This is a genomic window from Muricoccus vinaceus, from assembly GCF_042433125.1.
Classification (GTDB): domain Bacteria; phylum Pseudomonadota; class Alphaproteobacteria; order Acetobacterales; family Acetobacteraceae; genus Roseomonas; species Roseomonas vinacea.
Genome location: NZ_JBHLVZ010000037.1, coordinates 74,962 through 82,175, shown reverse-complemented (window position 1 = coordinate 82,175; position 7,214 = coordinate 74,962). Strand labels below are relative to the sequence as shown.

At 62.2% G+C, this 7,214-nt stretch carries 7 protein-coding genes; 6 read left to right on the top strand and 1 reads right to left on the bottom strand.

Translation table 11 applies throughout. The annotated features are described in order from the left end of the window. Nucleotides 1-426: 426 nt before the first annotated feature. From ACFFIC_RS14645 to ACFFIC_RS14635, 3 genes are all read left to right on the top strand, one after another. Nucleotides 427-1,047, top strand: coding sequence for a hypothetical protein (locus ACFFIC_RS14645; RefSeq protein ID WP_377051553.1), 621 nt, complete (start codon nucleotides 427-429; stop codon nucleotides 1,045-1,047). A gap of 410 nt (nucleotides 1,048-1,457) precedes the next feature. Beyond that, nucleotides 1,458-1,976 (top strand): DUF488 domain-containing protein, encoded by a 519-nt coding sequence (locus tag ACFFIC_RS14640; protein ID WP_377051551.1) that lies wholly within the window; start codon nucleotides 1,458-1,460, stop codon nucleotides 1,974-1,976. 28 nt (nucleotides 1,977-2,004) lie between these two features. After that, a complete protein-coding gene (locus ACFFIC_RS14635) occupies nucleotides 2,005-2,730 on the top strand; it encodes a hypothetical protein (protein WP_377051549.1) in 726 nt (241 codons plus the stop codon). Nucleotides 2,731-3,004: 274 nt separating this feature from the next. On the opposite strand, the gene ACFFIC_RS14630 is transcribed toward ACFFIC_RS14635, so the two are convergent. Continuing rightward, on the bottom strand, nucleotides 3,005-3,214 hold the full coding sequence (locus ACFFIC_RS14630; protein WP_377051547.1) for a hypothetical protein: 210 nt from the start codon (nucleotides 3,212-3,214) through the stop codon (nucleotides 3,005-3,007). A gap of 306 nt (nucleotides 3,215-3,520) precedes the next feature. Here ACFFIC_RS14630 and ACFFIC_RS14625 point away from each other — a divergent pair, with 306 nt between their 5' ends. The 3 genes from ACFFIC_RS14625 to ACFFIC_RS14615 all read left to right on the top strand — a co-directional run bounded on the left by ACFFIC_RS14625 (nucleotide 3,521) and on the right by ACFFIC_RS14615 (nucleotide 6,965). Then, nucleotides 3,521-4,105, top strand: coding sequence for a transposase (locus ACFFIC_RS14625; RefSeq protein ID WP_377051571.1), 585 nt, complete (start codon nucleotides 3,521-3,523; stop codon nucleotides 4,103-4,105). Between the two features lie 107 nt (nucleotides 4,106-4,212). Next, complete coding sequence (locus ACFFIC_RS14620) at nucleotides 4,213-4,836, top strand: MerR family transcriptional regulator (RefSeq protein WP_377051545.1); 624 nt, start codon at nucleotides 4,213-4,215, stop codon at nucleotides 4,834-4,836. Beyond that, complete coding sequence (locus ACFFIC_RS14615) at nucleotides 4,836-6,965, top strand: AAA family ATPase (protein WP_377051543.1); 2,130 nt, start codon at nucleotides 4,836-4,838, stop codon at nucleotides 6,963-6,965. Before ACFFIC_RS14620 ends, ACFFIC_RS14615 begins: the two co-directional genes overlap by 1 nt. Nucleotides 6,966-7,214 lie beyond the last annotated feature (249 nt).

The following is a 7,214-nucleotide window of genomic DNA, read 5'->3' as shown; positions in this document are numbered from 1 at the left end:
CCCTAGCCGGTCAGCCCGCTCCGCCGCCTCTCCCCGACTCAAATGGCCAAATTCGAGCTAAGAGCCGCGCCCCGCGGTCGCTGAGGCGGTGGAGAAGGCTCGGGTTCCGCATGCCGGGGCTGGGCCGCGGCCTAGCGGGGGAGCCAAGCCTGTAGTTCACCCGCGCGACCCTCTCGTGGCGGTCGTGCTTTGACCGCGTCTCCACCAAGCAGAGATTAGACGCCAAGCAGCTCAAGCGATGCTGCTGAGATCCTCGGTGGGCACTCCAAGTGCGTAGCTCAGGAAATGGGTAACCGCGCGTTGCGGCGAGCAAGGCAGTAATCAGATGATCTGGTAAGCGACGACACCGGGCAGACAACTTTTTTCGTAAAAGCTTGTGTTCTGCCTACGCCGCAACTCAATCTTAGAGATTCAGGGAGAGAGTTCATGCCGATCGACCAAACCGACGCAGCTCAGCTTATTGCTGATTTTTCCGATGCCATTCGGAGCGGGGAGGACCGTTTTGCCTCAGGGCAGCTCGGGCAGCTCACCGACGCCCTCGTAGAAGCCATTGCTGATGATGACGTATCCGTTCAGCGGCTCTTGCGCGCGGGATTGAACGAGGGCCTCATCCTGTTCGTCAAGCAGACTGGCGCTACGCCGCGCCCTGGCCTTGCGCCGGGTGACGCCCGCATTCAAGGCATCATCGAAGCTTTGAGCGATGTGGCCGACACTGCGATTCGGAAGCACCAGATGAGGCACCTCTCCTCGGAAGGTCCCGACGCCCTTGCTCTCACCGTCCTTGAAGAAGTCGGGCGCTCACATGGCCTCGTCTCGGACAGAGATATCGCCCATGCCCTAGGTGTCCGTACGGCAGATCTGGGGTCCACCCTTAACCATCTGCGGGAATCAGGCTTGGTGCAGGTAACGTCGTCCCCCAATTGCTTCCAGTACAAGGCGACGCGCCAAGGGCTGAGTGCAATCCGAAGCGGGAGCGTCACCAACGAGGGCGTTACAGCGGACAGTCTGACGGAGGACGACAAACCTTCTCCGGGCATGCGGAGGTAAGGAGTTGATTAGGAGACGGGTTGAGGTCTGCCGCAGGCGGATGCCCGTCGTCGGGTCGTGGGCAATCAACGAGACGGAATACGATACCGTTATCCGTCATCTGGATTTCTGGTCATTCCGCCGCGACCGAGTTCGGGCATGGCGTCTCTATGGGTGCAGCGAAAACAAAGTCGGCTTCAGCGAATGCAGCAGCCTGGGCGGAACCTTGTAGCTACATACCTTACGGTTTCGACGCCGAACTTTCGCCGATGACCTCTTGAACTCCGGCCAGGCGTCGATCGTGAGCCGAGGTCCTTGGCGATCCCTGAATCAAGTGGTTGTCGTCATGAGCTCAGTGGGATCTTTTGGTACCTTCGCACCATGTAGTCCGTAGCGGTCCATCGTCGTTGACACCTCTGAGCGTCGCCGCCATGACCTTGGTGATGAGCAAGCGGCAGCCGAGTTTCCTAGCGACTATCGGATATGAGGGAGTGGTCCTGGATGCCTTTATCGCGGCCCTCCACGAGGCAGGGATCAAGCGCCTGCTAGACGTGCGCGAACTTCCTTTATCCCGTCGCCGCGGCTTCTCAAAAACAGGTCTTTCCCTGGCTCTGACCGGGGCCGGGATCGAATACGTCCACCTGCGCGGGCTGGGCGACCCAAAGGAGGGGAGGGACGCTGCCCGTAGTGGTGATATGGTCCGCTTCCGGCGCGTCTTCGGGCGCCATATGCGGAGCCCAGAAGCCAAGGCTGACCTGGCGGTTGCAGCTGAGCTGGTAGCCGGTGGGAACACCTGCTTGATGTGCTTCGAGCGCAATCACGCTGACTGTCACCGCAATATCGTCGCGGAGGCAATTTCTGCTACTCTGCCCGTCTCGATCAGGCACCTGAGAGTCGCAAGTGCGTCAAGCGAACCCACCCGCCGAGCTTCCGCCCTCGAGTGTGCCTGAGAAAAGCGGGCGGGAGAAAGTCCTGGTCTTGGTCAAGGCGCTGCCGCACGTGGGCCAGAGCCTCGGCGAGACGGTCTGCTGTGCTGGCGTCACCCTGGATGGACAGTGGCGGCGCCAGTACCCCATCCATTTCCGTCTTCTCCAAAAGCAGTTCACCCGCTGGACCTGGATCGAGTACGACTGGATTGCACCATCTGGCGTGGATCGGCGCCGGGAGAGTCGCCGCGTCCAAGAACACACCATCCAGGTTTGCGGTGAGATGCCCAGGCGCGAGCGCGCAGGGTTTCTCGACAGCGTAATCACGGCCTCAACCAAGGAAGCGGCATCCAAGGGGATGAGCCTAACCCTTGTTCGTCCGGTCAAAAGCCGCTTCCGCTCGAAGGCCAAGACCGCAGCTCAGATTGCTGAGGAAAGGCAGGCATACCAAGCGGCAGCAAGCCAGAAGTCCTTTCTGGATCCCGACCTGATCGCCCTGGATCCCTGCCCGTACGCATTCCATTTCGACTGGACCGATGCTGACGGCAAGTCACATAAGTCAACCTGTGACGACTGGGAGACGGCGGCGACCTTCTACCGGTTTGAGAAGACCCTGGGTGCCAAGGGCGCCCTGCACGAGATGGGGCAGATCTTCAACGAGCGGTATCCCGCCGAAGGCATGGTCTTCGCAATGGGCACGCACTCCCGTTATCCGGACTCCTGGCTGCTCGTGGGTGTTCTGCGCCTGGACCGGGTAACCCAGCTCGACCTGTTTTAACTCAGTCGAGGCCCTGAGCAGCCAGGCCCCCTGGATGCCTGGTTACTCATTGCTCGGGGAGAGATTTGTAAAAACGGCACCAGCGGACAGCAATCGTAACCACGCCGAACGTCTCTGGGTGCAGCCAGAGGACCGGTTGCGCAGTAGCCCCGCGACGAGGAGGTCGCCACTCCTTCGTGGGCGTCCTCCCATTCCGTCAGTGTCCATATGGGGCAGCAACCCACGGAGCCAGGCGTCCAAGCACGCCCATGCCGCTCCAGTGATCGCTTTCCTCTCAATCTGTAAACTTGACCCAGCGCATCGCTGTCCTGAGGAGGTGGTGGTAGTCGCCTGACATGGCATCTGCCGAGAACGTCTCGATCTCACGGGGTGCTACACCTGCCTTTCGAAGTGCACTGCCTACCGCACCGACAACGCCGAATGCGTTGCCATTCACTGCACCAACGTTCAGGACAACGTCAGGGTACTTGGGCTCGATGTTCATGTTGCTCGCCGCTTCCGAAAAGGGTTTCCAACACAAGGATACTCAGGAAATCCAGAACGCAAAGCATTTCGTCGGCCTATTTCGATACTAGACCACCCCTCCCACGCACCGGAGCACGATAAGGAAATCAGGCTGCCGAGCAGGCCTTCTGGATGTCCGGAGCCTGCTATTTGCCTGCTGCATCTTGGATATCGCCGTGTGGGTGTGTCGCTTCCTAAAAAGCGCTCAGCGCGAAGCTGGAGTGGCCCTTATGTCGACAGGACACCGGGCGTAGCCCCGAGGGCCTAGGCTAACGACGCGGCACGCATCGAAATCATCACCGGCCGCGAGCGCCGACGCCGCTACAGTGCCGAGCAGAAGCTCCGGCTGGTCGAGGAGACCATGGCGGTGGGCATGACGGTCTCTGCCGTCGCCCGGCTGCACGGCATCTCGCCCAGCCTGCTGTTCCAGTGGAGGCGACGCAGGAGCGAGGGCGGCAGAGCCGCAGTCCAGGCCGACGACGATGTGGTCGCGGTCAGCCGAGTGCGCGAGTTAAAGGGCCGCATCCGTGACCTGGAACGTCTGCTTGGCCGCGAGACCATGGAGGTTGAGGTGCTCCGCGAGGCGCTGACCGCCGCCCAGGGAAAAAACCCGCCTGGCAGCTGCCGTCGCCGCTACAGGGCGGTTCCCGGTGAAGGTCGGGGGCGACACCTTGGGCGTCGCCCGCTCCAACCTGGTCCAGCAGATCAAAGGCAACTCCCAGCGACGGGGCCTGTACAATCGAAAGGGAGACGACGAGGTCCTGGCGGCCATCCCCCAGATCACCGATGCCCGTTCCACCTACTCGGCGGCAGACGACGGTCAGAGATGTCCTCGTGCTCTGCATGCCGTCTGATTTTAACTGCTGCCTAATGCGGTATCATCTGGCGCCAACCCTCTGACCTGATGACGCGTCCTCGGCTGATCCCCATAATTGGGCAGGCTTGTGAACGCTGGCTACTGGCCACCATTTTTCTGACATGACAACAACGGCCCAACCGATGAGCATCGGAGACCTATCTCGGCTGACCGGGGTCAAGGTGACCACTATCAGGTGGTACGAGGGCGAGGGATGGCTTCCGGCCCCCGCTCGAACCGAGGGTGGCCACCGAGTCTACGGGGACACCCACCTCCGGAGACTGGGCTTCTTCCGCCACTCCCGGGAAATCGGCTTCTCCATGAACAGCATACGGTCCCTGCTCGATCTCGCTGATCGACCCGGCGATGACTGCTCGACTGCCCACGCGATCGCCGTTGCCCAGATCGCGCAGGTCGATGCCCGGCTGAGGCGACTGGAAGCGTTAAGAGGAGAACTTGAGCGGATGGCTACGAGTTGCGTGGGTGGGCATGTCGGAGATTGCCGCATCATCGAGACGTGGGCCGACTTCGGGCATGGGCACTGTGGGAGTCCATCCCATGGTTACGGGGGCACGTTGCCTGTTGAGGGACAACCTGTTCGGCGCCGCCACATGCTCGGCCGCGACGACAAGCTTACCCAGGAGCCTTTCTGCGTGGCTGAATACTCTCCCGCTGAACGAGAGCAGCAGGGTGGTGTTGCTACTTCCCGCCGCCAGGATACCCTCGTGACATCGGGGAGGCGTTGATGAGGCTGCTGGCGTTCAGAGTTCAAAACTACCGTAACATCGAGGACAGTGGCTGGATTCAGCTGGAACAGGTGACAGCCTTGGTCGGGCGGAACGAATCAGGGAAGACCACCCTCCTGAAGGCGCTCCACAAGTTCAATCCCGCAGCTGAGGAGGATTTCGACGGGCAGCGCGACTTCCCGCGCGACCGATACACGACGGACTTCCGCGAAGGGAAGGACTGGCCCGCCTGTAGCGTGCGCTTCGAGATCAGCGGGCAGGTTGCCGAAACTCTGGCGTCGCTGATGCCAGAAGGACAGCCACTTCCGACCAGCGCCGTCTGCACCCGCTACTATGATGGGCACCTCACCGCAGGGTTTGAACCGCCCCTCATTGTGGCGCCTGTTTCGGGCGAACCGATCATCGCTGCACTGACCGCCTTCGGGAAGGCGGCGCGCCGCCTCGAAGCGCCAAGCGCGGAGCAGGAGGAGGCAACCAAGGTGGAGCGGGCCGCCCTGCTGGAATGGTCTTCGGCCTGGAAGGACAAGATCAAGCCGGTGGTCGATCTGCGCGACCCGACAGGGGTGTCTATCCTGCAGGACCTCAAAAAGGAGGCGGATGCCAAATCGGGGCCGAGGACGGCGGATATGTTGGACACGCTGCTCGAGGTCGTGGAGGCCGCGCTGGACGAGGCGCGAAAGCCTGATCCGAGCCAGGCCGCACGCAACGCCGTGGCCAAGGCAATGCCAGTGTTCATCTACTTCGAAAACTACGGCATCCTGGACAGTGCTGTTTGGCTGCCTCGCTTCCTGGAGGACGCCCAGCGCGAGCCGAACAACGCTCGCATCCGGACCATCAACGCCATGTTCCGCCATGTCGGCTTGTCAGCGGAAGATCTTCAGAAACTAGGCGTTGAGCAAGCGTCTCAGCAGCGGCGGGGCGGCAACCCCGTATCGCCGGAGATCCTTGCCCAAGACCAGCGGCGCAAGGAAGAGCGCTCCATCAAGCTCAGTTCGGCGTCGTCCGCCATCACCCGTCGCTTCGGGGAATGGTGGTCGCAAAGGCGCCACCGGATCCGCTACGACGCGGATGGTGACTTCTTTCGCATCTGGATCTCCGACGACCGGCGTCCAGACGTCGAAATCGAGTTGGAGTCCCGCAGCAAGGGCTTCCAATGGTTCCTGTCTTTTTACCTTGTGTTCCTGGTTGAATCCGACGACGGGCACCGGGATGCCGTGCTCCTCCTGGACGAGCCGGGCTTGAACCTGCACCCGACAGCGCAGCAGGAGCTGATTGCGTTCTTCGAGAGGCTCTCCGAGCGCAACCAGCTCATCTACAGCACGCACTCGCCCTTCCTTATCGACGGGGACAACCTGCAGCGGGTGCGCCCGGTGGTGGAGGGCGATGACGGCCACTCGCGGGTGTCGGCAGCCGGAATGTGGCCGAAGGATCGGGAGACCATCTTCCCGCTTCAGGCGGCCGCGGGTTACGCGATGCTCAAGGGGCTGCTCTCCCAGCGGGACAACATCCTCGTCGAGGGAATGACCGACTATTACCTTCTGCACGCCTTGGGCGCTCACTGCCGGGAGGCTGGTCTCAGCACCCTTCCCGCAGACGCCCACGTCGTGCCCTGCGGCGGCGTGCCGATGGTCGGGAAGCTGGCGGCTCTGTTCCTCGGGGAGCAGGCAAGGGCCCTCGTGCTACTCGACGGCGACAAGGCCGGACGGGACGCCCGCTCGACGCTGCTCCGCGACCTCTATAAGGGCCACGAGTCTGCAGTTTTGGTGCTGGACGATGCCCTGGGCGGCGAAGGCTTGGAGATCGAGGATCTAGTCGGTGAGGAAGTCTTCCTTGCAGGGCTGAACGCGGCCTTGGGTCTGGCGATCACCATCATTCCCGAGGACCGGGAGCAAGGCAGCGTTGTGAAGCGTGTGGCCGCCGCGGCCCGGCGGTCGGGCATCGAGCTCCCTGAAGGCTGGAAGGTCACCGCGGTCCTGCGGCTTGTGGGTGACTGGGCTGAGAAGAGGTCGCCTTGCCCACAGGAAGCGATGGAGAGAGCCACCAAGCTATTCGAGGCGCTTGCAGCGCGCCTGGGATCGGACGCCCGAGCCGCGCCCCACAAGGTGGCAAGCAGCGCAAGATCTGCCTGAAGCGTTGGGGTGTTCTCGATAGGAGGTATCCTCAGGCCCAGGAGCGGCAGAGCCCGAATGTGCGCGTCGCGGAGATCGACATCGATCCCACTCATCTAGAAGCCGACAAGGCAGCGCTGACGGAGGAGAGCAAGGCTGCAATTCGCCTGCAGCAGGGGTTCTGGCTCTCTACGCCGTCTCGGAAAGAGACAATCCCACCCACATCCGGATTTCCGAGGTCTGTGCCAGCGGGGAGGCTTACCGAGCGCA